The organism is Calothrix sp. 336/3 (genome assembly GCF_000734895.2).
Classification (GTDB): domain Bacteria; phylum Cyanobacteriota; class Cyanobacteriia; order Cyanobacteriales; family Nostocaceae; genus 336-3.
Genome location: NZ_CP011382.1, coordinates 5,965,855 through 5,992,465, shown reverse-complemented (window position 1 = coordinate 5,992,465; position 26,611 = coordinate 5,965,855). Strand labels below are relative to the sequence as shown.

The 26,611-nt window shown below is 41.7% G+C and carries 32 protein-coding genes; 22 read left to right on the top strand and 10 right to left on the bottom strand.

Annotation, left to right across the window (positions count from 1 at the left end; translation table 11 throughout):
* Position 1: 1 nt before the first annotated feature.
* The 15 genes from nifU to IJ00_RS24965 all read left to right on the top strand — a co-directional run bounded on the left by nifU (position 2) and on the right by IJ00_RS24965 (position 12,589).
* Positions 2-883: a Fe-S cluster assembly protein NifU gene (gene nifU / locus IJ00_RS25030; protein WP_035157999.1), complete on the top strand. Its 882-nt coding sequence runs from the start codon at positions 2-4 to the stop codon at positions 881-883.
* Between the two features lie 222 nt (positions 884-1,105).
* Positions 1,106-1,993: a nitrogenase iron protein gene (gene nifH, locus IJ00_RS25025; RefSeq protein ID WP_201782714.1), complete on the top strand. Its 888-nt coding sequence runs from the start codon at positions 1,106-1,108 to the stop codon at positions 1,991-1,993.
* A gap of 143 nt (positions 1,994-2,136) precedes the next feature.
* Positions 2,137-3,624 carry a nitrogenase molybdenum-iron protein alpha chain gene (nifD, locus tag IJ00_RS25020; protein ID WP_035157995.1) on the top strand — a complete coding sequence of 496 codons (1,488 nt, stop codon included), beginning with the start codon at positions 2,137-2,139 and terminating at the stop codon, positions 3,622-3,624.
* 279 nt (positions 3,625-3,903) lie between these two features.
* Complete coding sequence (nifK, locus tag IJ00_RS25015; RefSeq protein ID WP_035157993.1) at positions 3,904-5,442, top strand: nitrogenase molybdenum-iron protein subunit beta; 1,539 nt, start codon at positions 3,904-3,906, stop codon at positions 5,440-5,442.
* Between the two features lie 137 nt (positions 5,443-5,579).
* Entirely contained in the window at positions 5,580-5,930 is a 351-nt protein-coding gene (locus IJ00_RS25010; protein WP_371259626.1) for a Mo-dependent nitrogenase C-terminal domain-containing protein, read from the top strand.
* A 288-nt stretch (positions 5,931-6,218) separates the two neighbouring features.
* Positions 6,219-7,682, top strand: a complete 1,464-nt coding sequence (nifE, locus tag IJ00_RS25005) for a nitrogenase iron-molybdenum cofactor biosynthesis protein NifE (RefSeq protein WP_035157991.1) — start codon at positions 6,219-6,221, stop codon at positions 7,680-7,682.
* Complete coding sequence (gene nifN / locus IJ00_RS25000) at positions 7,682-9,007, top strand: nitrogenase iron-molybdenum cofactor biosynthesis protein NifN (protein ID WP_035157988.1); 1,326 nt, start codon at positions 7,682-7,684, stop codon at positions 9,005-9,007. The genes nifE and nifN overlap by 1 nt, the downstream gene beginning before the upstream one ends.
* A gap of 100 nt (positions 9,008-9,107) precedes the next feature.
* A complete protein-coding gene (gene nifX / locus IJ00_RS24995) occupies positions 9,108-9,521 on the top strand; it encodes a nitrogen fixation protein NifX (protein ID WP_035157987.1) in 414 nt (137 codons plus the stop codon).
* Positions 9,518-9,994 (top strand): NifX-associated nitrogen fixation protein, encoded by a 477-nt coding sequence (locus IJ00_RS24990; protein ID WP_035157985.1) that lies wholly within the window; start codon positions 9,518-9,520, stop codon positions 9,992-9,994. Before nifX ends, IJ00_RS24990 begins: the two co-directional genes overlap by 4 nt.
* Positions 9,995-10,081: 87 nt before the next feature.
* The gene (locus IJ00_RS24985) at positions 10,082-10,300 is read left to right on the top strand and encodes a CCE_0567 family metalloprotein (protein ID WP_035157983.1); all 219 of its coding nucleotides are present in this window, start codon (positions 10,082-10,084) and stop codon (positions 10,298-10,300) included.
* A complete protein-coding gene (gene nifW / locus IJ00_RS24980; protein WP_035157981.1) occupies positions 10,297-10,614 on the top strand; it encodes a nitrogenase-stabilizing/protective protein NifW in 318 nt (105 codons plus the stop codon). The genes IJ00_RS24985 and nifW overlap by 4 nt, the downstream gene beginning before the upstream one ends.
* Before the next feature lie 11 nt (positions 10,615-10,625).
* On the top strand, positions 10,626-11,414 hold the full coding sequence (locus IJ00_RS24975) for a HesA/MoeB/ThiF family protein (RefSeq protein ID WP_035157980.1): 789 nt from the start codon (positions 10,626-10,628) through the stop codon (positions 11,412-11,414).
* A gap of 69 nt (positions 11,415-11,483) precedes the next feature.
* Positions 11,484-11,702, top strand: a complete 219-nt coding sequence (locus IJ00_RS28545; RefSeq protein WP_168163527.1) for a hypothetical protein — start codon at positions 11,484-11,486, stop codon at positions 11,700-11,702.
* A gap of 22 nt (positions 11,703-11,724) precedes the next feature.
* Entirely contained in the window at positions 11,725-12,096 is a 372-nt protein-coding gene (locus tag IJ00_RS24970; protein ID WP_035157978.1) for an iron-sulfur cluster assembly accessory protein, read from the top strand.
* A 193-nt stretch (positions 12,097-12,289) separates the two neighbouring features.
* Positions 12,290-12,589 carry a 2Fe-2S iron-sulfur cluster-binding protein gene (locus tag IJ00_RS24965; protein ID WP_035157976.1) on the top strand — a complete coding sequence of 100 codons (300 nt, stop codon included), beginning with the start codon at positions 12,290-12,292 and terminating at the stop codon, positions 12,587-12,589.
* A 536-nt stretch (positions 12,590-13,125) separates the two neighbouring features.
* Here IJ00_RS24965 and IJ00_RS30210 read toward each other — a convergent pair.
* On the bottom strand, positions 13,126-13,266 hold the full coding sequence (locus IJ00_RS30210; protein ID WP_238178393.1) for a hypothetical protein: 141 nt from the start codon (positions 13,264-13,266) through the stop codon (positions 13,126-13,128).
* Positions 13,267-13,734: 468 nt separating this feature from the next.
* Entirely contained in the window at positions 13,735-13,944 is a 210-nt protein-coding gene (locus IJ00_RS24960) for a molybdopterin-binding protein (RefSeq protein WP_035157975.1), read from the bottom strand.
* 237 nt (positions 13,945-14,181) lie between these two features.
* Here IJ00_RS24960 and IJ00_RS24955 point away from each other — a divergent pair, with 237 nt between their 5' ends.
* The 3 genes from IJ00_RS24955 (at position 14,182) to IJ00_RS24945 (ending at position 17,867) form a co-directional block, all read left to right on the top strand.
* On the top strand, positions 14,182-14,847 hold the full coding sequence (locus IJ00_RS24955; protein WP_035157974.1) for a trans-aconitate 2-methyltransferase: 666 nt from the start codon (positions 14,182-14,184) through the stop codon (positions 14,845-14,847).
* A gap of 785 nt (positions 14,848-15,632) precedes the next feature.
* Complete coding sequence (locus IJ00_RS24950) at positions 15,633-16,262, top strand: CBS domain-containing protein (RefSeq protein WP_035157973.1); 630 nt, start codon at positions 15,633-15,635, stop codon at positions 16,260-16,262.
* A 1,230-nt stretch (positions 16,263-17,492) separates the two neighbouring features.
* Positions 17,493-17,867, top strand: a complete 375-nt coding sequence (locus tag IJ00_RS24945) for a hypothetical protein (protein WP_035157971.1) — start codon at positions 17,493-17,495, stop codon at positions 17,865-17,867.
* A 1-nt stretch (position 17,868) separates the two neighbouring features.
* On the opposite strand, the gene IJ00_RS24940 is transcribed toward IJ00_RS24945, so the two are convergent.
* Entirely contained in the window at positions 17,869-18,345 is a 477-nt protein-coding gene (locus IJ00_RS24940; protein ID WP_035157970.1) for a hydrogenase maturation protease, read from the bottom strand.
* A gap of 112 nt (positions 18,346-18,457) precedes the next feature.
* Between IJ00_RS24940 and IJ00_RS24935 the strand changes: the two genes are divergently transcribed.
* From IJ00_RS24935 to IJ00_RS24925, 3 genes are all read left to right on the top strand, one after another.
* Entirely contained in the window at positions 18,458-19,450 is a 993-nt protein-coding gene (locus IJ00_RS24935; protein ID WP_035157969.1) for an aspartate carbamoyltransferase catalytic subunit, read from the top strand.
* A 104-nt stretch (positions 19,451-19,554) separates the two neighbouring features.
* Positions 19,555-19,971 (top strand): XisH family protein, encoded by a 417-nt coding sequence (locus IJ00_RS24930; RefSeq protein WP_035157968.1) that lies wholly within the window; start codon positions 19,555-19,557, stop codon positions 19,969-19,971.
* Positions 19,959-20,294 (top strand): XisI protein, encoded by a 336-nt coding sequence (locus IJ00_RS24925; RefSeq protein ID WP_035157966.1) that lies wholly within the window; start codon positions 19,959-19,961, stop codon positions 20,292-20,294. Before IJ00_RS24930 ends, IJ00_RS24925 begins: the two co-directional genes overlap by 13 nt.
* 4 nt (positions 20,295-20,298) lie before the next feature.
* On the opposite strand, the gene IJ00_RS24920 is transcribed toward IJ00_RS24925, so the two are convergent.
* The 7 genes from IJ00_RS24920 to IJ00_RS24895 form a co-directional block, all read right to left on the bottom strand.
* Entirely contained in the window at positions 20,299-20,817 is a 519-nt protein-coding gene (locus IJ00_RS24920; RefSeq protein ID WP_035157964.1) for a DUF177 domain-containing protein, read from the bottom strand.
* Between the two features lie 296 nt (positions 20,818-21,113).
* Positions 21,114-21,623, bottom strand: coding sequence for a R3H domain-containing nucleic acid-binding protein (locus IJ00_RS24915; RefSeq protein WP_201782651.1), 510 nt, complete (start codon positions 21,621-21,623; stop codon positions 21,114-21,116).
* A gap of 2 nt (positions 21,624-21,625) precedes the next feature.
* Positions 21,626-22,771: a membrane protein insertase YidC gene (yidC, locus tag IJ00_RS24910; RefSeq protein ID WP_035157961.1), complete on the bottom strand. Its 1,146-nt coding sequence runs from the start codon at positions 22,769-22,771 to the stop codon at positions 21,626-21,628.
* A gap of 171 nt (positions 22,772-22,942) precedes the next feature.
* Complete coding sequence (locus tag IJ00_RS24905) at positions 22,943-23,332, bottom strand: PH domain-containing protein (protein ID WP_035157957.1); 390 nt, start codon at positions 23,330-23,332, stop codon at positions 22,943-22,945.
* Positions 23,319-23,732, bottom strand: a complete 414-nt coding sequence (rnpA, locus tag IJ00_RS24900) for a ribonuclease P protein component (RefSeq protein WP_035157954.1) — start codon at positions 23,730-23,732, stop codon at positions 23,319-23,321. The genes IJ00_RS24905 and rnpA overlap by 14 nt, the downstream gene beginning before the upstream one ends.
* Positions 23,733-23,738: 6 nt before the next feature.
* Complete coding sequence (gene rpmH, locus IJ00_RS27960; RefSeq protein ID WP_082127393.1) at positions 23,739-23,873, bottom strand: 50S ribosomal protein L34; 135 nt, start codon at positions 23,871-23,873, stop codon at positions 23,739-23,741.
* A 258-nt stretch (positions 23,874-24,131) separates the two neighbouring features.
* On the bottom strand, positions 24,132-24,641 hold the full coding sequence (locus tag IJ00_RS24895; protein ID WP_035157952.1) for a DUF2808 domain-containing protein: 510 nt from the start codon (positions 24,639-24,641) through the stop codon (positions 24,132-24,134).
* A gap of 716 nt (positions 24,642-25,357) precedes the next feature.
* Between IJ00_RS24895 and IJ00_RS24885 the strand changes: the two genes are divergently transcribed.
* Positions 25,358-26,503 (top strand): Re/Si-specific NAD(P)(+) transhydrogenase subunit alpha, encoded by a 1,146-nt coding sequence (locus IJ00_RS24885; protein WP_035157949.1) that lies wholly within the window; start codon positions 25,358-25,360, stop codon positions 26,501-26,503.
* The last annotated feature ends 108 nt before the right edge of the window (positions 26,504-26,611 follow it).

The window sequence follows — 26,611 nt, the reverse complement described above, 5'->3', positions numbered from 1 at the left end:
CATGTGGGAATATACAGATAAAGTATTGGAACTCTTCTACAATCCCAAAAACCAAGGCGTTCTGGAAGACAAGGGAGAGTCAGGAGTCAAGATTACTACAGGTGAAGTCGGTAGTATTGCCTGCGGAGATGCCCTCAGATTACACCTCAAGGTTGATGTAGACACAGATAAAATCGTTGATGCTCGCTTTCAAACCTTTGGTTGTACCAGTGCGATCGCCTCATCAGAAGCATTAGTAGAACTGGTAAAAGGCAAAACCCTAGATGAAGCTCTAGAGGTAACGAATAAAGAGATTGCGGCATATTTGGGAGGACTCCCCGAAGCCAAAATTCACTGCTCTGTTATGGGTCAAGAAGCCCTAGAAGCCGCCATCTATAACTATCGCGGCATCCCCCTTGATGTCCACGAAGAAGACGACGAAGGTGCTTTAGTCTGTACCTGCTTCGGTATTAGCGAATCAAGAATTCGCCGTGTGGTCAAGGAAAATAACCTCACCAGAGCCGAAGATGTCATTAACTATATCAAAGCTGGTGGTGGCTGCGGTTCTTGTCTGGCGACAATTGACGACATCATTGTTTCCATCCAAAGAGAAGTCACTACCTCCCAAGCTTCTAACAATAACCCTGGTCAGTTAGCCGTAAAAGCACTGACTCCTGTGCAAAAAATTGCACTCATTCAAAAAGTCCTGGATGAAGAAGTTCGCCCCGTACTCATTGCCGACGGGGGAGATGTCGAACTGTATGACGTAGATGGTGACATCATCAAAGTCAAACTCCAAGGCGCTTGTGGCTCCTGTTCTAGCAGCTTTGCCACCCTCAAGATAGCCATCGAAGCCCGACTACGCGATCGCATCAGCCCCAGCATTGTAGTCGAAGCAGTATAACTAATTACTCAATTACCAACCAATGAAACAACAACTAGTGAGAGTAGAGCGATCGCCCCCAAGCGCGTGCGAAACTGCATCGCCTCTGGTTAGCATAAAACGCTAACGTGCCCTTCAAAAAGCGACGCTCTACCAACCGTCACTGCTGAACCCAGCAGATGTGACACCTTACATACCAACAGACCCACCAAAAGTAATCAAAAATTAGCAGGAGAAAAACAGATCATGTCCGACAACATTAGACAGATAGCTTTCTACGGTAAAGGTGGTATTGGTAAATCCACCACCTCTCAAAACACCTTGGCAGCTATGGCAGAAATGGGTCAACGCATTCTGATTGTCGGATGTGACCCAAAGGCTGACTCAACCCGTTTGATGCTTCACTCCAAAGCACAAACCACCGTATTACACCTAGCTGCTGAACGTGGTGCAGTAGAAGACCTCGAACTCGAAGAAGTCATGCTCACCGGTTTCCGTGGTGTTAAGTGTGTAGAATCCGGTGGTCCAGAACCCGGTGTTGGTTGCGCTGGTCGTGGTATTATCACCGCTATTAACTTCTTAGAAGAAAATGGCGCTTACCAAGACGTTGACTTCGTATCCTACGACGTATTAGGTGACGTTGTATGTGGTGGTTTCGCTATGCCTATCCGTGAAGGCAAAGCCCAAGAAATCTACATCGTTACCTCCGGTGAAATGATGGCGATGTACGCTGCAAACAACATCGCTCGCGGTATTTTGAAATATGCTCACTCCGGTGGTGTGCGTTTGGGTGGTTTGATTTGTAACAGCCGTAACACTGACCGGGAAATCGAATTGATCGAAACCCTGGCATCACGTTTGAACACCCAAATGATTCACTATGTACCTCGTGACAATATTGTTCAACACGCAGAATTGCGTCGTATGACCGTTAACGAGTACGCACCTGACAGCAAACAAGGTAACGAATACCGCACCTTAGCGAAGAAAATCATTAACAATACCAATCTCACCATTCCTACACCCATCGAAATGGATGAACTGGAAGCATTGTTGATTGAATTCGGTATCCTCGACGACGACACCAAGCACGCAGCAGAAGAAATCAAACCTGCTACTGCGAAAAAATAACTAACACCTAAGGAAAAGGAATAGGGAATAGGGAATTACCAACTATAAATTAGTCTTTCCCTTTCTCCTTCTACCTTTTTCCTTCCTCTCCTTTCTCTCCTTCCATCCATTTCCCCACCCGTTAAGCATAACTGAGGCAGACTATGACACCTCCAGAAAAGAGTCTTACTGAACAAAATAAAGAACTGATTAAAGAAGTTCTCCAAGCCTATCCTGAAAAATCTCGTAAAAAACGCGAAAAACACCTCAACGTCCACGAAGATGGTAAGGCTGATTGCGGTGTAAAATCTAATATCAAATCCGTACCTGGTGTAATGACCGCCCGTGGTTGCGCCTATGCAGGTTCTAAGGGTGTGGTTTGGGGTCCTATCAAGGACATGATCCACATCAGCCATGGTCCCGTAGGTTGCGGTTACTGGTCTTGGTCTGGTCGTCGTAACTACTATGTAGGTAACACTGGTATCGATGCTTTCGGTACTATGCACTTCACCTCTGACTTCCAAGAACGGGACATCGTTTTCGGTGGTGACAAAAAACTCACCAAAATCATCCACGAAATCGAAGAACTCTTCCCCCTCAACAAGGGTATCTCCATCCAATCTGAATGTCCTATCGGTTTGATTGGGGATGACATCGAAGCTGTTGCTAAGAAAACATCTAAAGAAATTGGTAAACCCGTAATCCCCCTACGTTGCGAAGGTTTCCGGGGTGTATCCCAATCTTTGGGGCACCACATTGCTAACGACGCTATCCGTGACTGGGTATTCCCCCGTTTCGATCAAGCTAAGAAAGACAATACCCTGAAATTTGAATCTACCGACTATGACGTAGCACTCATTGGTGACTACAACATCGGTGGTGATGCTTGGGCAAGCCGGATGCTTTTAGAAGAAATGGGCTTGCGCGTTGTTGCTCAGTGGTCTGGTGATGGTACCATCGATGAGTTAGTCCAAGGTCCCGCTGCTAAGTTAATCCTCATCCACTGCTATCGTTCCATGAACTACATCTGCCGTAGTTTGGAAGAAACCTATGGCTTGCCTTGGATGGAATTTAACTTCTTTGGACCTACCAAAATTGCTGCATCACTGCGCGAAATTGCTGCTAAGTTTGACAAGAAAATCCAAGATAACGCTGAGAAAGTCATCGCAAAATATCAGCCCATCATGGATGCAGTTGTCAAGAAATACCGCCCCCGTGTAGAAGGCAATACTGTCATGCTCTACGTTGGTGGTTTGCGTCCCCGTCACGTTGTTCCCGCTTTTGAAGATTTAGGTATCAAAGTTGTTGGTACTGGCTACGAATTTGCTCACAACGACGATTACAAACGGACTACTCACTACATCGATAACGCTACCATCATCTACGACGACGTAACTGCCTACGAATTTGAAGAATTCACCAAGGCAATGAAGCCTGACATGATTGCTTCCGGCATTAAAGAGAAGTATGTCTTCCAAAAAATGGGCTTACCTTTCCGCCAAATGCACTCCTGGGATTACTCCGGTCCTTACCACGGTTATGACGGCTTTGCCATCTTTGCTCGCGACATGGACTTAGCTCTCAACAGCCCTACTTGGGATCTTGTAGGCGCTCCTTGGAAAAAAGCTACAGCCAAAGTTAAAGCTGCTTAATTTTCCCGAAAATCGGACGAATAGGCTGGGGGTTTAGCCCCAGTGCGTTAGGGATAAGTGGTGAATGCTGAATGCTGGATGAAATAATTTGTTTCCTTCATTATTCACAATTCATCACTAGTAAATCCCTTCGGGGGTTGAACCCCTGGCGATCGCCATTTACCACCATAAACTCACCAAGGAAAAAGGTTCAGAGCAGTAGTAAATAGGAATTCAACCCTGGCTGCTCTCTCCTTACTCCCACTTCATTACCCACCCAGCTACAACAGAGATAAGCAAATGCCACAGAATCCAGAAAAAATCGTAGACCACTTAGAGCTATTTAAACAACCGGAATACACAGCACTATTTGAAAACAAGCGCAAAAATTTTGAAGGCGCTCATTCTGATGAAGAAGTTGCTCGTGTTTCTGAATGGACAAAAGGTTGGGAATACCGCGAAAAGAATTTCGCCCGTGAAGCTCTAACAATTAACCCCGCCAAGGGTTGCCAACCTGTAGGCGCCATGTTTGCGGCTCTGGGTTTTGAAGGTACTCTACCTTTCGTTCAAGGTTCTCAAGGTTGTGTAGCATACTTCCGTACCCACCTCAGCCGTCACTACAAAGAGCCTTGCTCTGCGGTTTCTTCTTCCATGACAGAAGACGCAGCCGTTTTCGGTGGTTTAAACAACATGATTGAAGGTTTGAGTGTTTCCTACACTCTCTACAAACCCAAAATGATCGCTGTTTGCACCACCTGTATGGCGGAAGTAATCGGAGATGACTTAGGTGCATTTATCACCAACGCCAAAGGTGCTGGTTCCATTCCTCAAGATTTCCCCGTACCTTTTGCCCACACTCCTAGCTTCGTTGGTTCTCACACCACTGGCTACGACAACATGATGAAAGGCATTCTGTTGAATTTAACAGAAGGCAAGAAGAAGAACAAAACCAACGGTAAAATTAACTTCATTCCTGGTTTTGACACCTACGTTGGTAACAACCGTGAATTGAAGCGGATGTTAGGTTTGATGGGTATTGATTACACCATCCTTTCTGATACCAGCGACTACTTCGACTCTCCCAACACTGGTGAGTATGAAATGTATCCCGGTGGAACAACCTTAGAAGATGCTGCTGATTCTATCAACGCGGAAGCAACAGTAGCTCTGCAAGCTTACACCACCACCAAAACCCGTGACTACATCGAAAAACAATGGAAGCAACCTACCAAGGTTCTACGTCCCTTCGGTGTTAAAGGTACTGACGAATTCTTGATGACATTGTCAGAAATGACTGGCAAAGCCATCCCCGCAGAATTAGAAGTAGATCGTGGTCGTTTAGTTGATGCCATGACTGACTCCTATGCATGGCTCCATGGTAAGAAATTCGCCATCTACGGTGATCCCGATTTAATCTTCTATGTCACCAGCTTCTTGTTAGAAATGGGTGCAGAACCTGTACACATCCTCTGCAACAATGGTGATGATGTATTCAAGGCTGAATTACAAGCAGTTCTAGATGCTAGCCCCTTCGGTAAGCAAGCTACCATCTGGAATGGTAAGGACTTGTGGCACTTCCGTTCCTTGTTGTTCACTGAGCCTGTAGACTTCTTCGTTGGTAACTCCTACGGTAAGTACCTGTGGCGCGACACCAAGATTCCTATGGTGCGTATCGGTTATCCTCTGTTTGACCGTCACCACTTACATCGTTATGCAACCTTGGGTTACCAAGGTGGTATCAACCTGTTGAACTGGGTTGTTAACACTATCCTAGATGAAATGGATCGCAACTCCAACATCACTGGTAAGACAGATATCTCCTTCGACTTAATTCGTTAGGAATTAGACCAAAGGGCAGGTACATCCTGCCTCAACTCGCGGCGTAGCATAAGGGAAAGAAGGTAAGAGGTGAAAGGTGAAAATTCCTGATGCCTTTTCCCTTCTCCCTTTTTCCTTTTATTTACTATTGGGAAAAGATGATGATTGAATCTCCAAAAAATTCCCATATTTATCCTGATTACTCTTCACTAAATAAACCACAAATCAACAAGTTGGGTTTACTGCAACCATTAGGTAATTTTGTGGATAATGTCCAGATAAAAAATTCCCATTTGGCTCATATAATTTGTCGAATCATCCCCTGTTGCTGTCCCTTTGAGAGGGATATTTACTTATTGGGTTTGACTGTGCATATTCCAGCTTTATGTAAGCTCAATCCTTTATATAATGAGTTTGTCAGTTTACGTTTTCGAGCTTTATCTTATTTAGCTGATGTATGTGGGGAGGATATATCCAAGTATATTTGTGGAGATGAAGAGTCAAGGTAAGATGTAAATATTTCCTTGTCTCAGGGCAACAAATAGTCAGGGTGTTCGCAAATAGTTCAGTAGATTTTTGGTGATTTTGTTTTGCGAAAAATAACCAATAACTAGTAATTTAAAATATCTTATAAAATATTTTCCCAAGTTACTCAATTGGTTACTTATGACTCATTAATAATTGCTGATAATCTATTAACTATTAGTTAGTAGTCATTAGTTATTAGTCATGAACAAAATGCCAATAACCAATGACCAATGACCAATGACCAACTTGTATCCAGCGCGAGGACGGAGATGATTTTCACTCAAAGCAAAATTAATGAGCTGCTCTCTGAGCCAGGATGCGAACATAATCACCAAAAGAATGGGGAAAAGAAAAATAAATCTTGTACCCAACAAGCTCAACCGGGAGCTGCTCAAGGGGGTTGTGCTTTTGATGGGGCGATGATTGCTCTGGTTCCGATTACAGATGCTGCTCATTTGGTTCATGGACCGATCGCCTGCGCTGGCAATTCCTGGGGCAGTCGTGGTAGCTTCTCTTCTGGTCCACAGCTATATAAAATGGGTTTCACCACTGATTTGAGCGAAAACGATGTGATTTTCGGTGGGGAGAAGAAGCTCTATAAGGCGATTATGGACATTCATAATCGTTATGAACCAAAGGCAATTTTTGTTTATGCAACCTGCGTTACAGCCTTAATTGGTGAGGATATTGATGCTGTTTGCAAAGCGGCGGCAAAAAAAATTGCCACTCCCGTGATTCCAGTACATTCGGCTGGTTTTGTGGGAAGTAAAAACCTTGGCAATCGGATTAGTGGTGAGGCTTTACTAGACCATGTTGTGGGTACAGCAGAGCCGGAATATACTACTCCCTATGACATTAATCTCATCGGTGAATATAATATCGCTGGGGAAATGTGGAATGTTTTACCTCTATTGAAAAAATTAGGTATTCGTGTTTTAGCCAAAATTACTGGTGATGCTCGCTACGAGGAAGTCTGTCACGCCCACCGTGCCAAGTTGAATGTAATGATTTGCTCTAAAGCATTAATTAATATGGCGCGGAAGATGGAGGAACGCTATGGTATTCCTTACATTGAGGAGTCTTTCTATGGCGTGGAAGACATGAATAGATGTTTGCGAAATATTGCGGCTAAATTAGGTGATCCAGATTTGCAAGCACGAACAGAAAAATTAATTGCGGAAGAAACTGCTGCTTTGGATGTGAAACTGGCTCCTTTCCGCGATCGCCTCCGAGGAAAAAAAGTAGTTTTATATACAGGTGGTGTGAAAAGTTGGTCGATTATCTCGGCTGCCAAAGACCTAGGGATGGATGTTGTTGCTACTAGTACTAAAAAGAGTACGGAAGAAGACAAAGCCAAAATTAAGAAATTACTGGGTAAGGATGGTATTACCTTAGAAAAGGGCAATCCCCAGGAAATTCTGCGAGTGATTCGGGAAACTAACGCAGAGATGTTAATTGCTGGTGGTCGTAACCAATACACCGCCTTAAAGGCGAGAATTCCTTTCCTAGACATTAACCAAGAACGCCATCATGCCTACGCTGGTTATAGTGGAATGGTAGAAATGGCGCGGGAGTTAGATGAAGCTGTTCATAGTCCGGTGTGGGAACAGGTACGCAAACCAGCTCCTTGGGAAGACCCCGCCAGCTATGCTCATATCGATGCAGATAATCACGACAATCTTTCCCCCTTTGCCAGGTTATCCCTCTCCCTGACGATGGAGGATGATGACTAATGGCGAAAGTTGTCACAAAGAATAAGCCCGTTGTTGTTAATCCTCTCAAGCAGAGTCAAACCCTGGGGGCAGCCTTAGCATTTTTGGGGTTAAAAGGGGTAATTCCCTTACTCCATGGCTCCCAGGGCTGTACAGCCTTTGCCAAGGTGATTTTGGTGCGTCACTTCCGGGAAGCAATCCCCCTGGCAACCACGGCAATGACGGAAGTTAGTACCATTTTGGGGGGAGAAGAAAATGTCGAGCAGGCAATTCTCACCCTAGTAGCCAAATCCCAACCGGAAATTATCGGACTTTGTACAACAGGGCTAACGGAAACCCGTGGGGATGATATGGACGGAATTCTCAAGGAATTTCGCAAGCGTCACCCGGAGTTAAATGAGTTACCAATTTTACTAGTTTCCGCTCCTGATTTTAAAGGTTCTCTCCAGGATGGATTTGCAGCGGCGGTAGAAAGTATTGTTAGGGAACTGCCCCAACCAGGGGAACCGAAGGCGCAACAATTAACAATTTTGATGAGTGCTGCTTTCACCCCAGGGGATGTTCAGCAAATCAAAGAAATGGTGTCTGCCTTTGGGATGATACCAATTGTTGTCCCTGACCTTTCCGCTTCCTTGGATGGACACTTGGATGATTCCTACAGTCCAATTACCGGGGGAGGCACAACCCTGGTACAATTGCATAAAGTGGGAAGCTCTGTGTTCACCGTCGCCCTGGGGGAAAGTATGCGTGGTGCAGCGAACATCCTGGAGCAAAAGTTTGGCATTCCCTATGAAGTATTTACCGAGCTTAGCGGCTTAGAAGCGGTAGATAAGTTCATGCAGTTTTTGGCTGATTTAAGCGGTAATCCCGTTCCAGAGAAATACCGTCGTCAGCGTCGGCAACTGCAAGATGCGATGTTAGACACCCATTTTTACTTTGGTAGAAAACAGGTATCCATTGCCCTAGAACCAGATTTACTTTGGTCTACAGTGTGCTTTTTACAATCCATGGGGGCAGAAATTCAAAGTGCGGTGACAACCACGCGATCGCCACTTTTAGAAAAACTACCCATGGACAGTGTGACGATAGGTGATTTTGAAGATTTTGAGCAATTAGCAGGGGGTTCCGACTTGTTAATTGGTAACTCTCACACCGCAGCGATCGCCAAACGTCTGCACATACCCCTATATCGTCAAGGTATCCCCATTTACGATCGCCTGGGTAATGGTCAATTTAGAAAAGTTGGCTATCGGGGAACCATGGAAATGTTGTTTGAAATTGGCAATCTCTTTTTAGAAGAGGAAGAAATCAAAGCCAAAGAGAGAGTTGTTCAAGGAGATTGGTAATTCACACAGATGCAGAATCTAGGGAGAAAATTTAGTTTCTATCTCCTATTAACCATTCCCAGTTACCAATCAATAATTACCAATTTCAGGAGTATCAATAATGAAAATAGCCTTCACAACCAGTGACCAAGTTCATATTAATGCTCACTTTGGTTGGGCTAAGACAATTGATGTCTATGAAGTCAATGAACAAGGACACCAATTTGTAGAAACTCTCACCTTTGATGGGGACTTACAACAAGATGGGAATGAAGATAAAATTGACCCCAAATTAAAAGCTTTAAATGATTGTACCATCGTTTATGTTTCAGCTATTGGTGGCACAGCCGCAGCGAAGTTAATCAAGAAAGGCGTCACCCCCGTAAAAGCACGTTCTGAAGAAGACAAAATTCAGGATGTTCTCGGAAAATTAGTCCAAACCCTCAAAGGTTCTCCACCACCTTGGTTACGCAAAGCTTTGCAACAAAAACCCAACAATTTTGAGGACGAATTAGAAGAAGAAGCAACCCTATGAGTACAACAAATAATGTCAATGGCACAGCCTCGAATGAAGTTTTAAATTCGCCTTTTCTCAAGGCAATTGTCCAACAAGTGAGAGGACAAGATATTTACGGAGTTTACAAAACATGGGCAGATGATTTACTTTTGAAGCCCTATATTGTCAGTAAACAAAAAAAACGAGAAATTCCAGTTGATGGAGATGTTGACTTGATGACTAAGAGTCGAATTCTCACTTTTTATCGGGGAATTGCGGCTTGTATTGAACAAGAAACAGGGTTAATGTCCCAGGTAGTTGTCGATATTGGACATGAGGGTTTTGGCTGGGCATTAGTTTTTTCTGGAAGACTATTACTCACCACGAGAACTATCCGTGATGCCCATCGTTTCGGCTTTGACTCCCTAGAAAAGTTAGCTGAGGAAGGGGAAAAACTCATTGCTAAAGGTGTGGAATTAGCAAAGACATATCCAGAAGTTGGTAAACTCTAAGCAGAAAAAATCCCCTCTCCATTTTTGTACCTTGCCAACGAGATATTCATCAAGAGAAACTTTGCGATTAATTTCTCCCCAAATTCTATGCCCGAAGCGAAAAAACTCACCATAGCCGAACTCGAAACTCAAATCAAACGCCTCAATAGTCGAGCAGGTCAAATGAAAATGGACTTGCACGATTTAGCAGAAGGGCTACCAACGGATTATCAAACATTAATGACAGTTGCTGCGGCTACTTACGAAATCTATAAACAGTTAGATGAGCTAAAGCAACAACTCAAAAAAATGGAGCAAGAGACATGAGCGGCACTTTAGAAGAGTTTAAACAGCTCACAAAAGCAGAGCAATATTTTGAGTTTTTTCAACTACCCTATGACCAGAAGGTAGTAAATGTAAATCGTCTACATATCTTGAAGAAATTCTCGCAATTAATGCAGCAAATTGATGAGAATGATACGGACTTAAATGAAGTAGAAAGATTAAATAAATATTGTGAGGCATTACAACAAGCCTATCAGGTATTTCTGGATTCAACTGCCCAAGAGCAAAAGCTATTTAAAGTGTTTAACCAGAAACCAAAAAATGTAGTCACGCTGACAGAAATTACGTCTGATTAGGAGGTAAGAAAGTGATAGACCTAACGCCTACCGAGTTAGAACGTTACCGTCGCCAAATCATGCTCCCGAATTTTGGCGAATTAGCGCAGAAGCGCCTGAAATCAGCGACTGTTATGGTGACAGGTGTGGGAGGATTAGGTGGTACAGCAGCGCTTTACTTAGCGGTAGCAGGCGTTGGGCGGCTGATCCTAGTCCGAGGCGGTGATTTGCGGATGGATGACATGAATCGTCAAATTTTGATGACTCATGAATGGGTTGGGAAACCACGGGTATTTAAAGCCAAGGAAACCCTGGAAGCAATTAATCCTGATGTCGAAATTACGGCAATTAATGATTATGTGACTGCGGAAAATGTAGATTGTTTGGTGCAATCTGCAGATATGGCTTTGGATTGCGCCCATAATTTTACAGAGCGAGATTTGTTAAATTCAGCCTGTGTTCGTTGGCGTAAACCGATGGTGGAAGCTGCCATGGATGGTATGGAAGCTTACCTGACAACGATTATCCCCGGTGTCACACCTTGTTTATCTTGCCTATTTCCGGAAAAACCCGATTGGGATCGACGAGGATTTTCTGTTCTGGGTGCGGTTTCTGGGACATTAGCTTGTCTGACGGCACTGGAGGCAATTAAGCTGATTACAGGTTTAAGTCAGCCTCTACTGGGACAGTTGTTAACTATCGATCTGATGCGGATGGAATTTGCCAAGCGTCGTTCTTACCGCGATCGCGCTTGTCCAGTATGCGGTAACAGCGCACCGTGGCGCTATGAACAAGCAAATAGTCAAAAGTGTGAAGTTTGAATCAGGAGTTTCGGGAGTTTCAGAAGTATTTGTGCAGTCTGACTGTATTCTACTGACTGCTCCTAGGTTATGTTTTTCTTGTCTTTGATTGCTTTAGTCATGGCGATCGCCTTTTTTTACATTGGCTTAACTACTCCCCATTGTATCTTGCAGCTATCAGTAATTCTTCTCAGTCTCTTCTGCCTAGCTTCAAGTACATTCTTCTCGGGAGTACCGCTAATGTTACTTATGGCTCTAGCTTTTCTATTCACCCTGAATAAAACCCGCACCTTCAACCAAAATAACTAAATCTTAGGTATCTGGAGGATTGATGACTATTACTTTGACAGAAAAAGCAGAACTAAAGCTGCAAGGATTCCTGCTTGGTTCTAACCCCAACACAAACGCACCAACTAAAGGTATCCGCGTTTCTGTTAAAGATGGTGGTTGCAGTGGCTATGAGTATGGCATGGATATTACCAGCAAACCACAGCCTGATGATTTGATTGTGCAACAAAATCAAGTCACCATTTATATCGATGCCAAAAGTGCGCCCCTACTTGATGGTATGGTTATCGATTTTATCGAAGGTGTGATGGAAAGCGGCTTTAAGTTTATTAATCCCAATGCTACGAGTACTTGCAGTTGTGGCAAATCCTTTGAAGCTGGTGGATGTCCATCTGCGGGTACTCCCTGTAATTAATTCAACTATTAACTATTCATTAGTTAATTGTGCTGATAAATGATTAGCTAACTCTGCTGTAAGCCGCCTTTAAGCAATGATGATGAGTCTTTCAAACCCTCACCGTTAATGCAATCACGGGCGTATACAGCAGTCAGTTCTTTGCTGATCGCTGAACTAACCCAAATCCGATTATTCTGAGGAGAATGCAACTATGGCAGCTTATCAAGTACGACTGATTAATAAAAAAGAAGATTTAGACACCACAATTGAAATAGACGAAGAGACTACTATTCTTGATGGCGCAGAAGAACATGGTATTGAATTACCTTTTTCCTGTCATTCTGGTTCTTGCTCTAGCTGTGTCGGCAAAATTGTTGAAGGTGAAGTTGATCAATCTGATCAAATCTTCTTGGATGACGAACAAATGGCTAAGGGTTTTGCTTTATTATGTGTCACCTATCCTCGTTCTAACTGCACAATTAAAACCCACCAAGAGCCTTATTTAGTATAAGTTTTCCAACCTAGGATTGTTTTGTATTTCGCCAAAATGCTTGGCTTTTAGATCCTCTACTTCTTACAGAAGTCGGGGATCTGACACTCACAGGTGCAGATTTTTATAATAATCCCTGTTAAAAATCTGACATCCCCTTAGAGAAAACTATAGCCCCGCAAGGGATGAGAACATGAAGGACAAAAAGACCTTGTCCTAAAGGTGTTTTTACAGCCACATTTCCCCACGAGGGGATTAAATGAATGTGATTTCCATTTCAGTGGTTAAAAGCCTTAGAGCATGTTTGAAAAGTTTTGAAAGGTATAAAATGTCATTCTGAGTGGAATAAAATGGAATGAAGAATCTAGGGTTTCGAGCGTGTACCGAGATGTTTCACTCCGCTTCGCTGCACTCAACATGACAAACAGACCGACTTTTAAAACATCCTCTCATGTATCAATGATTATTCAGATAACGAAGTGTGAAATTTAGGTTAAAAAATTAAAATAATACTCCGCAATCCATAGCGAATTGCGGATTGACGAGGCGTTTTTCAACTACTCTGGGACGACTGAGTTAGAAAATACACGCTTGAGGGAGAATACAGCAAGGATAATGCCAAGAGTTGCCATCACAGCAGTGGGGTAAAAGAAAGTTGTATAACTGCCGAAGATATCTCTGATTCTGCCAGCAAGCAAGGTTCCACCTAAAGCACCAACACCAAAAGCTGTGAAAACGATGCCGTAATTTTTGGCGTAGTCTTGGGGAGGGAACAGAATTAAAGTGGCTGTGGGGGTGATCGCTAACCAAAGGAAAAGTAAAATAGGAAAAATGCTACTAAACTAAGTCGCAACGTCTCCCTCTCCAGCTTTCAACATCATCACTGATGCAATTATAACCATAATCAATGAGAGAATTGCCCCTAGTTTTGGGGTAAAGCGATCGGTGAATCCGTAATCAATCTTATGTATCTGTATCTTCCCTAGCGCAATTCCATTTGGGGATGTTTTATAGATATGGATATGGGTATCACTCCCCCTTCGTGTTGTATAAATGAGGGAGAATTATAACTTAAATAATTATTTAGAAGAGAATTATTTCTATGTTTAAGTGTAAAATATTTGGCGACCTGTGATATTACAAGTCGCTTTTTTTATTGCTGCTATTTAGTCAACGGCTACCATCACATCAGTGGCTTTAATCACTATGTAAGCTTGTTTTCCCACAGTGAGATGTAACTTTTCTCCTGAAGACTTAGTAATTAAAGAAGTCACTTCTACTCCTGGAGCAATTTCTAAGGTTACTTCCGTACTCACCACCCCAGGAATTATTTTTTTGACAGTTGCTTTGATTGTGTTCCGAGCGCTAATTTGCATATCTATAAATTTTGGTAGATAATTCTCACTCCAATAATCCTATCAGAATGTAACAATTATCACGAAAATTCTTCAGCTTTTGTTCAGATTTTACTATGAAATTTGTGATTAGGATAAGAGTGGCGATCGCTGCCGTAATTCTGATATCTAAAGCTTAGATATAACTTACACAGTCTCCCTATCTTTGTACTTAGATAATTTGTCAAAATATATACTTAGCTTCCATGTTCTTGCTATATGCCAGATACATCTCCATCTCAAAAAAATACCTTACAGCGTGATTGGTCTGCATATTATAATGCAGTAGCAGATCGTCCACCACGACAAACTTTATTAACCGCGATAGAGCTACGCTCCGCCGAAGCGGCGATCGCCAAATTTCAACAAGAGAATAATCATTTTAATCACAGTTTTGCAGTGGATTTGGGCTGTGGAGATGGTAGAGATACAATCGAAATTCTCAATCAAGGCTGGCAAGTTTTAGCAATTGATGCCGAGCCAGAAGCTATTCAGCGTTTAACGAATCGTCCTCAAGTCAATTTAGCACATTTAGAAACCCAGATTGTCAAATTTGAGGATTTAAATTTACCACAGAATATCGATTTAATTAATGCTAGTTTTTCCTTACCTTTTTGTCTACCCCAATCTTTCCCTATTCTTTGGCAAAAAATAGTTAATTCTTTACGCCCCGGCGGTCGTTTTTGTGGGCAATTGTTTGGTGAACAAGATTCTTGGGCTATTGGTAATTCGATAAATTATCATACATATTCACAGATTATATCTTTGTTAGAGCCGTTTGATATTGAATTTCTAGAAGAAGAAAAGCATCCGGGAGTAACTGCCCTAGGAGATGAGAAATATTGGCATATTTTTCACATTGTAGTCAAGAAAAGGTCTGAATAAATATTCAGTCATTCTGGAAATACTTCAATTTTATCGCTTTTTACTACAAGGAAATATAGTTAAAATATTAAACTGTATAGTAATCAATACAAACTTTATATTTGATTTATTAATCAGTAATTTAACCTGCCCCTAGCACTCCCCATATATTGATAAGCCCGTCTTCTGTGTTTGTTTCTCCATCCCTAGATATCAGCCATAGTCAATGCTTTCCTCGCTGATATTTTCCATCTTTTGGTTTATAAGTTAGCTTGTCTCTAGGTCAATAGTCATTTAGCCTATACTCTACAAAACTCTAGATGCCATAATTTATTCACTATTTTTTAATTTATATATGAATAGATATTTAGCAAAGTTTTATAAATAAGCCCTTGCGGAATTCGAGAAGAGATATAAGATATAAATGTAGGCTAAATTGTTGCCAAAAACCTAAAGTTCAGCCCAAAAAATCAGGATTACAGTTGTGTTATATATCTAGAATCCTGAATATAGAAAAGCTGAAAATAGGAGAATCGAAGATATCTTCAAATCTGTCTCAATTGGAATACTGCGTAAATTTGCTCCGAAAAATTAGCTAGACTATCAGGAACAAGATAGTTGTGTGGAAAAGTCTACTATCTCATTTCTGTAACCATTTTTTTGAGCGCGAATCTTGGTTTATTTAACTTCAAGTGGAATTGATAATAAATCTGAGAAACGTCCCAGCTTTAGGAAGAATTGCAGCAGTTTAGAAGCAGTTTCTTACCTTCAAGAAATTGCCTGATGGAAAGAAAGGAGCAGAAAATATGAGAGCTAAAGATATCATGACTCAAGATGTAGCTACTATTCGCGGTTCAGCTACTATCGATCAAGCAGTCAAGCTTCTCAGACTCAAAGGATTACGAGCATTAATTGTTGAACCTCGTACTGCCGATGATGCTTACGGTATTGTCACTGAAACTGATATCGCTGCCAAAGTTGTTGCTTGTGGGAAAGATCCCAAAGATGTACAGGTTTATGAAGTGATGAGTAAGCCTTGTATTGTGGTTAACCCTGACTTAGATGTAGAATATGTTGCACGACTTTTTGCCAACACTGGTGTATGGCGTGCCCCTGTAATTCAAAAAGAACTTTTGGGTATTGTTTCCGTCACCGATATCATTGCTAAGGGTGATTTTGTCGAAAAACCAAAATTAGCATTCTTACAAAAAGAATTGCAAAAAGCGATTTCCAATGCTCGCTCTACCTGCGCTACCTATGGTTTAGCTTCTAAAGAAGCAGCAACCGCTTGGGATTTAGTCGATGAAATTGAAGCTGAAGCTGGTTTCTATGGCGCTCCCAAACCACAAAAAACAGCTAGAGCAATGTTTGCGGAAGAGCGTCAAACCCAACCAAATCAAACAATGACAGCAGAGCAAGTAGCGGCTATTGCTTAGGTGCTGAATACCATTTAGGCTTCAAGATTTAGATATCTCAACTGCAAAATGTATGAATAAGTGGAGACGTTATATTTAGCGCTTCTACTTATTTACTAAGGTATTTTCAGATAGAAAAACTCCAACTTACTTGATAGGTTGGGGTTTTTCATTTCTATGAGAATCTGTTTACAGAAATTACTCTAAAATTTATTTTTGTTTTGCACATATCTTATCTGGCAATTCTTTTCAATATTATTTGCAAGCTAAATTACTCATATGTCGAATTTATGGGCTAATTCATCAGCTAATTTACCCAGAAATACAAAGATTCTAGGAATCAGAAACATAATTAATATATGGCTAGTGAAAAATATTCTCATTGATGTAAGAAGAATAATCATCAATAAGCATCGGCAGAATCATATGTTACCAAGCAAAAGTATCAGAGAATTCTTTTTTTTAATTATTTGTGTCTATTATAAGTCTAGTTGCGAATAGCAAAATATCAGTCGAAAGGATGAGTTTGGTAATCGAGAGTATCATTTCAGTATCCTTACTATCTCATTCAATTTTGATTACAGAGATGTATCAATACGCTTTGGCTAACAAAAAAAAGGAATAAAATCAGATTTATAGGTGACGATACTTTTCTAATTTTTGTTTATCTAAAACGTATTGAGAGATACAGCTAATTTTGATTTTTCAGCATATCTTTTTGATTTTCCTAGGGAAATACAGCATTTATCTTGCTGGGATGATTTTTCTCTATTGTGTAGAATCTCAGGCATTTATACTTATTAATAATTGCCGAGGCACTAATCGAAGAAATGTGGAAAAATAATTAATTTGTGTCTCTGTGGAAAAAATTATGCTAATATTTTGCGAATGTTGAAATAGCTATATCCATAAAGCAATATAGGTAAAATAACTGCCTAAAAATATTGCTGATTTTCTGGATTTTGCTCAGAAATGGCGAATATATAAAAGTTGGAACTATTTCAGGAGCACTGGTAAATTGTCCCCTTAGCTGTTGATAATTTAGCCAAATAATCAGTTAAGCCTAAATGCCACTTTCTTATGTCTAATGACTAAGAAAAATGTTTGTGTGAGCGCATTTAAAAGGTACGTCTTACCTGGAATCCAATTCTAGCACGATTAATTAGTTTGGTGCATGTTTTTCACCAAATTTGTCACTGTCCTCAAATGTCCGGAATTTTCTTTTGTAAGTAAAAGGAGTAATTAAGAAGAATGGGAAACAAGTATAATTTCTTTCAAAATGAGGATTCCCATCCGGTGCAATTAACCTCAGCAGATATTATCTTGCGGCAACAGCTAGAAAATTCTGTGGGTAAATATTTTTATAGTGCTTGCGATCGCACTCTGCGAGATTTGCTTTCTAACTGTCGCTGGTATGTCAAGAACGACGGTAGTGCTTTAACTTTGGTGGTGGAATGTCCAGATCCCTTTACTAACTGGCAATTGCTGCGGAAAATGGTTCCCATGGCGACTTTGCTGGGTGATATTGTCAGCAGTGCGAAGATTCGGATTTGTCCCCCAGAGAGCGAGGGAATGCCATTTGAGATGCGGGTAGATGAACTTGCTGTATACCGCGATCGCCACTAATCTAACTACAACCGCGAAACTCTTGGATTAAAGTCATAATTTCTGCATAGACAAAATCTTCAGAGTTTTTGACCGCAGGACTTAATTCTAGCCCCAAACTGAGATTTGCCGCTTCAATTAAATACACAGTCACATTTTCGGGAAAATCATCTGCAAAAATTTTCTGACCTGCGGCTAGGGCATTATCCCAGCGAAAATCATGCAAACTATAACTAGGTTCTGGTAGAGTGGCTAATTCTTTACCAGGAACCTTGAATACAGCACCCGGTTCGGAACCGCTTGTACTAGCATCAATAATGATTAATTGTTTACTTCCCCTTGCTTGAAACATCACTTCCATTCCTCCGGTTCCACAATCAAAAACTTGAATCTGAGGATGGGGATGTTGGGCAAGATATTTTTGTAAACGTTGAGCAATAATGACACCAACTGCGTCATCACAACGGTTGAGATTACCACAACCAATAATTGTCAGCATGAGTATGATTCAATAATTTGAGATTTGAGATTAATCAATATTTTTTTCTTGGGAAGTGTCTGGGATAACAATTATAATAATGCAGCGAAAATATTCAGGCTGACAGTGATTTATGCCTACGACTTCTTGGAATCGTCACCATGTGCTTTCCCTAGCAGACTTTACACCTGATGAATATAATATTGTTTTACAAACTGCTGCGAGTTTTCGGGAAGTTCTTTCACGTCGAACAAAGAAAGTACCAGCACTTCAGGGACAGGTAATTGCTAATTTATTTTTTGAACCATCGACACGTACCCGTAGTAGTTTTGAGCTAGCAGCAAAACGTCTTTCCGCAGATACTTTAAATTTTGCTTCCTCCACTTCTTCCATGACTAAGGGAGAAACAATTTTGGATACGGCAAAAACCTATTTGGCAATGGGTACTGATATTATGGTGATTCGCCATAAAGATGCAGGTGTTCCCCAGGCGATCGCCCAGGAAATGGATCGTCTCGATGTTCGTGTCAGTGTTCTGAATGCTGGTGATGGACAACATGAGCATCCTTCCCAGGGACTGCTAGACTTATTTACTATTACCACTCTCCTGAACCCAGAAAACCCTCGTTTAGAACTATTGGCAGGAAAAAAAGTGGCGATCGTGGGTGATATCCTCCATTCTCGCGTCGCACGGTCAAATATTTGGAGTATTACTGCTAGTGGTGCAGAACTTCATCTTGCCGCACCCCCCACTTTACTACCGCAATTATTCGCAGACTTTGGTAAAAATAGACCAGGTAAATTATTTCTTCATTGGGAATTAGACGCAGCTTTAGCAGATGCTGATTTTGTTATGACTTTACGTCTACAAAAGGAAAGAATGACTGCTAACTTGTTACCTTCCCTCCGGGAATATCACCACAGATTTGGTATCAACCGTGAGAGATTAGCCCAGTGTAAACCCCATGTCAAAGTATTACATCCGGGTCCAGTGAACCGTGGGGTGGAAATCAGTTCTGATTTAATGGATGACCCAGAATTTAGTTTAATTCAAACTCAAGTTACTAGTGGTGTAGCTGTACGTATGGCTTTATTATATTTAATTGGTAGTAGTAAAGTTGCTTAATTCAGGCAGTTATTTGTATTAAAAGTTGTGAACAGAGTCAAGGTATGAGAAGATTAATCAGGTAATTTCGTATCTATTTTCTCTTCTCAGTTGATTTTAAATCCATGCCTGCTAGGGATATTTTTCACTCCGCTGTTAAAAATGCTCTTGAAAAAGAGGGCTGGTTAATTACAGATGACCCCTTAGAAATCGAGGTTGGAGGGGTGGAAATGTATATTGATTTGGGTGCAGATTGCATTCTAGCAGCCGAGAGGTTAGGAGAAAAAATCGCAGTTGAAATTAAAAGCTTTGTTGGTGCATCAAATATTTCTCAATTCCATACTGCAATTGGTCAATGTTTCAATTACCAAATTGCTTTAGACATCAATGAACCTGAGCGAATGTTATACTTAGCTGTTCCCCTAGGAACCTATAACAGCTTTTTTTCTCTACAATTTATTCAAACAGTGATTCAGCGTTCTCAGCTTAAGCTCATCATTTATGATACAGCTAATGAGGTGATTGTAGAATGGAAAAATTAGCACAATATCGAGCTTTCATCCAACAACTACTCACACAATACGCCCATCGTGGTTCTGCCAAGGGAGAGATAGAAAAGCAAGTCGTTTTTGATACAACTCATGACCATTATCAACTAGTATACGTGGGTTGGAAAAATCGCCGCAGAACCTATGGCTGTGTTTTACACCTTGATATTAAAGATGGGAAAATTTGGATACAACACGATGGCACGGAAATTGGTATTGCTAACGACTTAGTAGAATTAGGAGTTCCCAAGGAAGATATTGTTTTAGCCTTCCATGAGCCGTTAGTCAGACAATATACTGATTTTGGAGTCGGTTAAAAACCTATTCGGGCAACTGATTTTTCAATACTTCCAAGGAAGCCCAACGTTTATCAACGGGTTTCTCCGGCTTGTCATTCTTGGAGTCGGAACTTACTGGTTGAATTCCCTGACAACGCCTGTCGCATAACTGACGCAGAGGAATTGCCAAACACATTTGCTCATACAGCCATTCGCCAGGATGAAAATACCCATTAGGCGAAATAGTTTCTACTAAGTCTTCTATCGCAACTTCCCTTTCTAGGGGTAAATCTTCCTCTTTCCCGGCAGATTCATCTAGCCAGATAATTTCTTTGGCATTTACTGCTAAACGATGGTTATATTGCTGTAAACAACGGTTACAGGTACAGGTAATAATTGCTTCTGCTTGCCCAGTTACTTCTAAATAATTAACACGATGCTGAATCCGCAGAGAGCCGCGAACTGGTGTTAAGGTTTCTAAACCGGGGAGGAACTCTTGGACTGTAATTTCCTCTGTTTGTTCCGGTGCTTGGGTTAACTGCGGAATGTGAATCGCATCCATAGGATTTGTGAGATTGTTTCAGCACAAGTGATTCTTTGAGATATCGACAAGAATATACCTGAGCAGTGATTTTTTAACTAAAAAAGTGCAGGTATTGGGTTAAACATATTTATCCAAGGCTGAAAATTGACTTGATAATTTGTCTCTGGTAGGTATAGTTATCTTTATTAATCCTGCCTTCCAGGGAAAATTTGTCACATCTCGGAAGATTTGCCAGAGAAAGCAAGGAATGAAGGATGAAGCATCGAGTATTAAACTTTAATTTTCTGACTTCTTCCTTCTCCCTTTTCCCGGAATTACATGAGTGATGCTAATCGCACAACTAAGTTTCTCTGGGGTTCTTTCCCTCGGCTAAAAGTTTCCAGATCGGTGAATTCCTTTAAGAAAGTATGCACTTCTCGTCTTTCCACAGAACTCAATGATCTGATTTCTACTTCTTGCCCGGTAGTACGTGCTTGTTCTGCCGCAGTTTCGGCGATCGCCCGTACCTCTGCCTGTCGTCTAACCCGATAACCATTCAACTCAATGGTATAGCCAGCTTGCAACTCCGGAGCCTGATTAATATTCAAAGTAGAATTGGCTAAATACTGAATCGCATCTAGTACAGCACCATCACGTCCAATTAATAACTGAATTTGCTCTGGTGTCAGTTCGCCATGATTAATCGTTAACCAGTAACTGTCTGGCTCCTCTGTTTGAGGATTGGCAGTTGCTTCCAACTTGCCTACTACCTGTGCGGGCGCACCAGTTAATTGCAGTAATGCTTGTAACCACTTTTGCCCCCGTTCCATCGGACTCTCAGCCATGATCAACCTGTAGCCTTCTTCTTAGAGCTTTTGGGTTCAAAGGGCAGAGCTGGTTTTTCCGCCGCTTCTGCTTCCTTCGTTTGGGTATCTACAATCTTTTGTAACTCTGCTGGTAAAGGTTCACGGGAGAGAATGTAAGTTTGTAGTGTTTGGAAAACGTTACCAATCACCATATACATCAATACCCCAGCTGGTAGGGGAAAGAATAAAAACATCCCAGAGAAAATAACTGGTGTGATTTTATTGACTGTATCTTGCTGAGGATTTGCACTATTGGTATTCTGTCCGGATAGCATTTGGCTAACATACAAACTAATACCGAAAAATAGTACCATCGCCACAATATCCCAGTGGACAGTACCATCGGGATCGATCGCTCCCACTCTCCCCAGAGCATCAATAAATAAGAAACCTTTTTCCGCAGCTAAACCAGGAATTGTCCCTTGAATTGTCACATCCCCTGGCTGTAAAGCTTCTATATTGCCGTTTGCATCAATCTTGATGCGTTCTTCCCCTTTGGTGATTTTCCATTCGGGCAGCAATTTAGTTTCTGGATGCTCCTGCATCACTGTCTCGAAGGGTTTTCCTTCTAGGGTTTGATATTGAATTTTAGTTTTTTCCCCCACTGCTAATTTAGTACCACCAGGTAAAATTGCAGTGACTTTGAGATGCTCTCCATCGGCAACGTAGATATTTTGGGCAGGAGTTGCAAATGCTTGGGGTTGAAGCTGTTCTATTTGTTCTGCGGGCAAGATTTGCAGGTTAGCGGTATAGTTCACACCAGCAAAGGGTGAACCTCGCAACGTTGCAAATAAAGCCAGTAATACGGGCATTTGTAACAACAAGGGTAAGCAACCCGCCAAGGGGTTACCGAACTCTTGCTGAACTTTCATCATTTCTTCTTGCTGCTTTGGCGTGTCGTCTTTGTAACGCTCTTTAATTTCCTGCATTCGCTTTTGCATCAAAGGCTGGACAATTTTCATCCGGCGCATATTACGAATGGAACCAGCACTCAGAGGGTAGAGCGCAAACCGAATAATTAGCGTCAGAGCGACGATCGCCAACCCATAGCTGGGGACAAAACCATAGAACAAGTCTATGATTGGCAGCATTACGTTATTCGAGAGAAACCCGATACCAAAATCCATTATTCTGAATTCAACCTGAGGTACTTTTAATTGTCTGAATCTAATTTATCTAAATCGGGATCCATCCGCGACTACAATTTGACTACGGATAGCCGCCCATGGGGAAACTTTTGGAAAATAGATAAGGGTGAAGGGTGATTTTCCTCTCCCCCGTTACCCATTACCCAACTTTTAATTTGCCCCACTACTAACATTAGGATTTTTAGCAGTGACTTTGTCGTTAATGTAGTCATAAAGTTCTCGGAACCTGGGAATGGCTCGCAACTCTAAACGACTACCATTTTTCATGGTGATCACCATATCTCCCCAAATGCCTAAACCCCTGGGGACTTTGACGATTTTGACGATTTCTGAGTAAATGATGTCACTGCGATCGCGTCCCATCCAACCACCAGTTACAGAAATCCGCCGATCAGTAATCCGAAAACGCAGCCATAAAGCTCTAACAATTGCCCCTACCGTTAATGGTATGCCAACAACTGTAAACCCTATCAGTATGTTTAATATCAAATCCCCAATGTGAGGACCACCTTCAAAATAAACTTCTTCACGAATGCCCATTGAATACCTCAGTTTGAGCCAACAACTGCTCTAATTCTTGCAGAATTTGTTGGGTTACGCACTTAGATTCTCCAGCAGTTGGTTTGACTACCACCACTAATCGCCATCCCGGCGCTAACTTTGGCAATAATTGGTAAAAGGCGGCGGAAATTTGTCTTTTGAGACGGTTACGCACTACTGCCCGCTTACTTACTTTCGTGCTAATCGAGATACCAATGCGGACAGGAATTAGAGGTTCTGCAAATAAATTCTGGCTGGCAGCATCCAGAGAAGGCTTTTTACCTGATGAAGGTTTTAAAGCTCTTAACGTCATGTACAAGCCATGACGACGCAACCCTTCCCGGAAAACTGCCTGGAAATCTTGACGCGATTTCAATCGATGCGTCTTCGGCAACGCCACAATTCTCTAAACGCTTAAACGATAGCGCCCTCTTGCTCTTCTTGCCCGAATCACGTTTCTCCCATCTGGAGTCCGCATTCTGGCACGAAAACCAGATGTTCTTTTTCTTTTTCGACAAGTTCCGCCCAGAGTTCTTTGCATTTTTTTGTCCTCTATGGTGATTTTATATAAAAAGCCACAATCTATAATTGTAGCACTTTTTGGCTATTTTGGATAGATGCCTATCCATTGTGAATTTGGTCGATATTACCCCTGGTGGGTTTTTCTTAGCTGGAGTCAATTGCCAGAAAATTCCACAACTCAGGATGAAAATATGAGGCAGCCTTTGGTTAGACAAGACTAAAGGGTAGATAAACCAAGTTTTACCCTTCTTCTTGACTCTTACCCCACTACTGTCACCTAATTAATGCTAATAATCCAAGTTCCAATGTGACGGGCTAAGACATCGCCAGGTGACTCGATTGCACAGTTGAAGTAAAACATACCACCAAACGCCGGATTTTTGACGTTAGAAAGGACGACTTCTGTTTTGCTGCCGGCGGCAATTGGTTCTTGGAGATACAATTCAATCACTCGATTTTCCTTGTCAAATTTCACTTCCGACAAGGCAACTTTTTTATCTCTAACTGTGACTTCCATCTTTTTGGGATCGAAATCACCTCTAAAGTGTCGAGGATAGGTAATTACTAAGCGGGAAACAGCATATTTCATTTTCTTTGCGGGTATCCGCAAACGATAGCGATCCCAACCGTTAGTATTTCCACCAAAGTCTAGGCGGAAGGGTAGCTGATTTTTGCCTTCCACACCGCTAAAAATAGTCAATCCGGGAAGACTTTCGGCTAAACCAATAGCAGGTAAGCCAGCTAATAAACAGCCAGTTACAGCACAAGCAGTAAGTAAACGTCGCATGGTTAAGCTCCTGTGGCAGAAAAAACGGATAAGTTAATCTTCTTTAACTTAGCGATAGGGGTTGTAACTAAACTTTACTACCGACTAGTAGTTAATGGACGTGAAACAGGGAAAAAAGTGTCAAAGGGGGAGGGGAAAAGGATTAATTGTGATTTGTTGTGGACATTTCCTTGACTGTGATTTTTGTTCTCAAGGGCAAAAAATACTTGGGTGATGCCAGTAGATAATCTCAGGGTTTCAATAATTTTATATAAAAATAATCTTTTTGTCATAAAAATTAAGTATCAATATAGGGCGATCGCCTGCTAAATTGGGCTAGATTAGGTAAAACAGGTTTGGCTAAACATTAAATTATTTCCAATTGTTTCAACAACGTAAATACAAGGAATTATGTGAGTATTGCACTATGTAAATAAGTCAACCTAAAATATTTCAATCCCTAAAAGAATTTGAAGATACAGAGGTAAATTTTGGGGATCAACATAGGATGTGCAATAAGTGAAATATCGCGTTTGAAAATATTTGGGAATTTTAGGGGCAATAAAGTCGAGATATATTAGCTCTGCGTAAGTTAATCGCCAGAGCCTAAGTTTGATAGATAAGCATGGGAATCATCGCTGATTCTCATTTTATCTGTCAAAAATGCCCAAATTTCCCCATCGCAAAAATATCCTCATTGGCAGAAACAAGAAGTATATTCATCTCAAGGAGATTTCATGAGAATTGCTGTAGCGAAAGAAATCGAAGTCTGTGAGAGTCGTGTGGCTTTAATCCCAGAGACTGTAGCCCGATTAGTCAAACAAAATATCGAAGTGTGGGTAGAGGCAGGAGCGGGGGAAAAGGCATTTTTCAGTGATGCAGATTACGCGGCTGCCGGGGCGGCAATTATTGCGAATACTGAAAGATTGTGGGGAGAGGCAGATATGCTGCTCAAGGTTGGTGTACCCCGCGATCGCGAAATTGACTTACTCAAAACTGGTGCGGTATTCATCGGGTTTATCAACCCCTTGGGAAATCCCCACATTGCCCAGAAGCTTGCAGAACGCAAAATTACAGCTTTTAGTATGGAGATGATTCCCCGTACTACCAGGGCACAAAGTATGGATGCATTATCATCCCAGGCATCAATTGCGGGTTATAAAGCTGCCCTGATTGCTGCTGCTGCCTTACCAAAATATTTCCCGATGTTAACCACTGCTGCTGGTACGATTGCCCCAGCGAAAGTATTTGTTATGGGTGCGGGTGTGGCAGGTTTACAGGCGATCGCCACCACTAGACGCTTAGGAGCAATGGTGGAAGCTTTTGATATTCGCCCTGCGGTAAAAGAAGAAGTACAAAGCTTGGGCGCAAAATTCGTGGAAGTCAAACTAGAAGAAGAAACTGCAACTTCTGGGGGTTATGCCAAGGAAATCTCCGAAGCTAGCAAACAACGTACCCAAGAAACTGTAGCTGCTCACATAAAAACCGCCGACGTAGTAATTACAACAGCTCAAGTGCCAGGAAGAAAAGCTCCTCTCCTAGTTACAGAAGACATGGTAAAGGGAATGAAACCGGGCTCTGTAATTATCGATATCGCCGCCGAGCAAGGGGGTAACTGTGCTTGTACCGATCCTGGCAGAAACATTGTCGCCCATGGTGTGACGATTATGGGACCCATCAATTTACCATCATCCATGCCTGTTCATGCCAGTCAATTATATGCCAAAAATATTACGGCATTAATGAAATTAATGATTAAAGATGGACAGCTAGATATTAACTTTGCCGACGATATTCTCGATGCTGCCTGTATTACCCATAGCGGAGAAATTCGCAATTCCCATATTAAAGCCGCATTACAACAACTGAGCGGAGTTGCATAACTCATAGGGGAAGGACATCAGAATAGCCCAGGCAAAAAAGATATGTTTCTCTTTGCTGTTGCCCGTACCCTATTTCCTATTTCTATCATTAATTATCCACAGGTAATT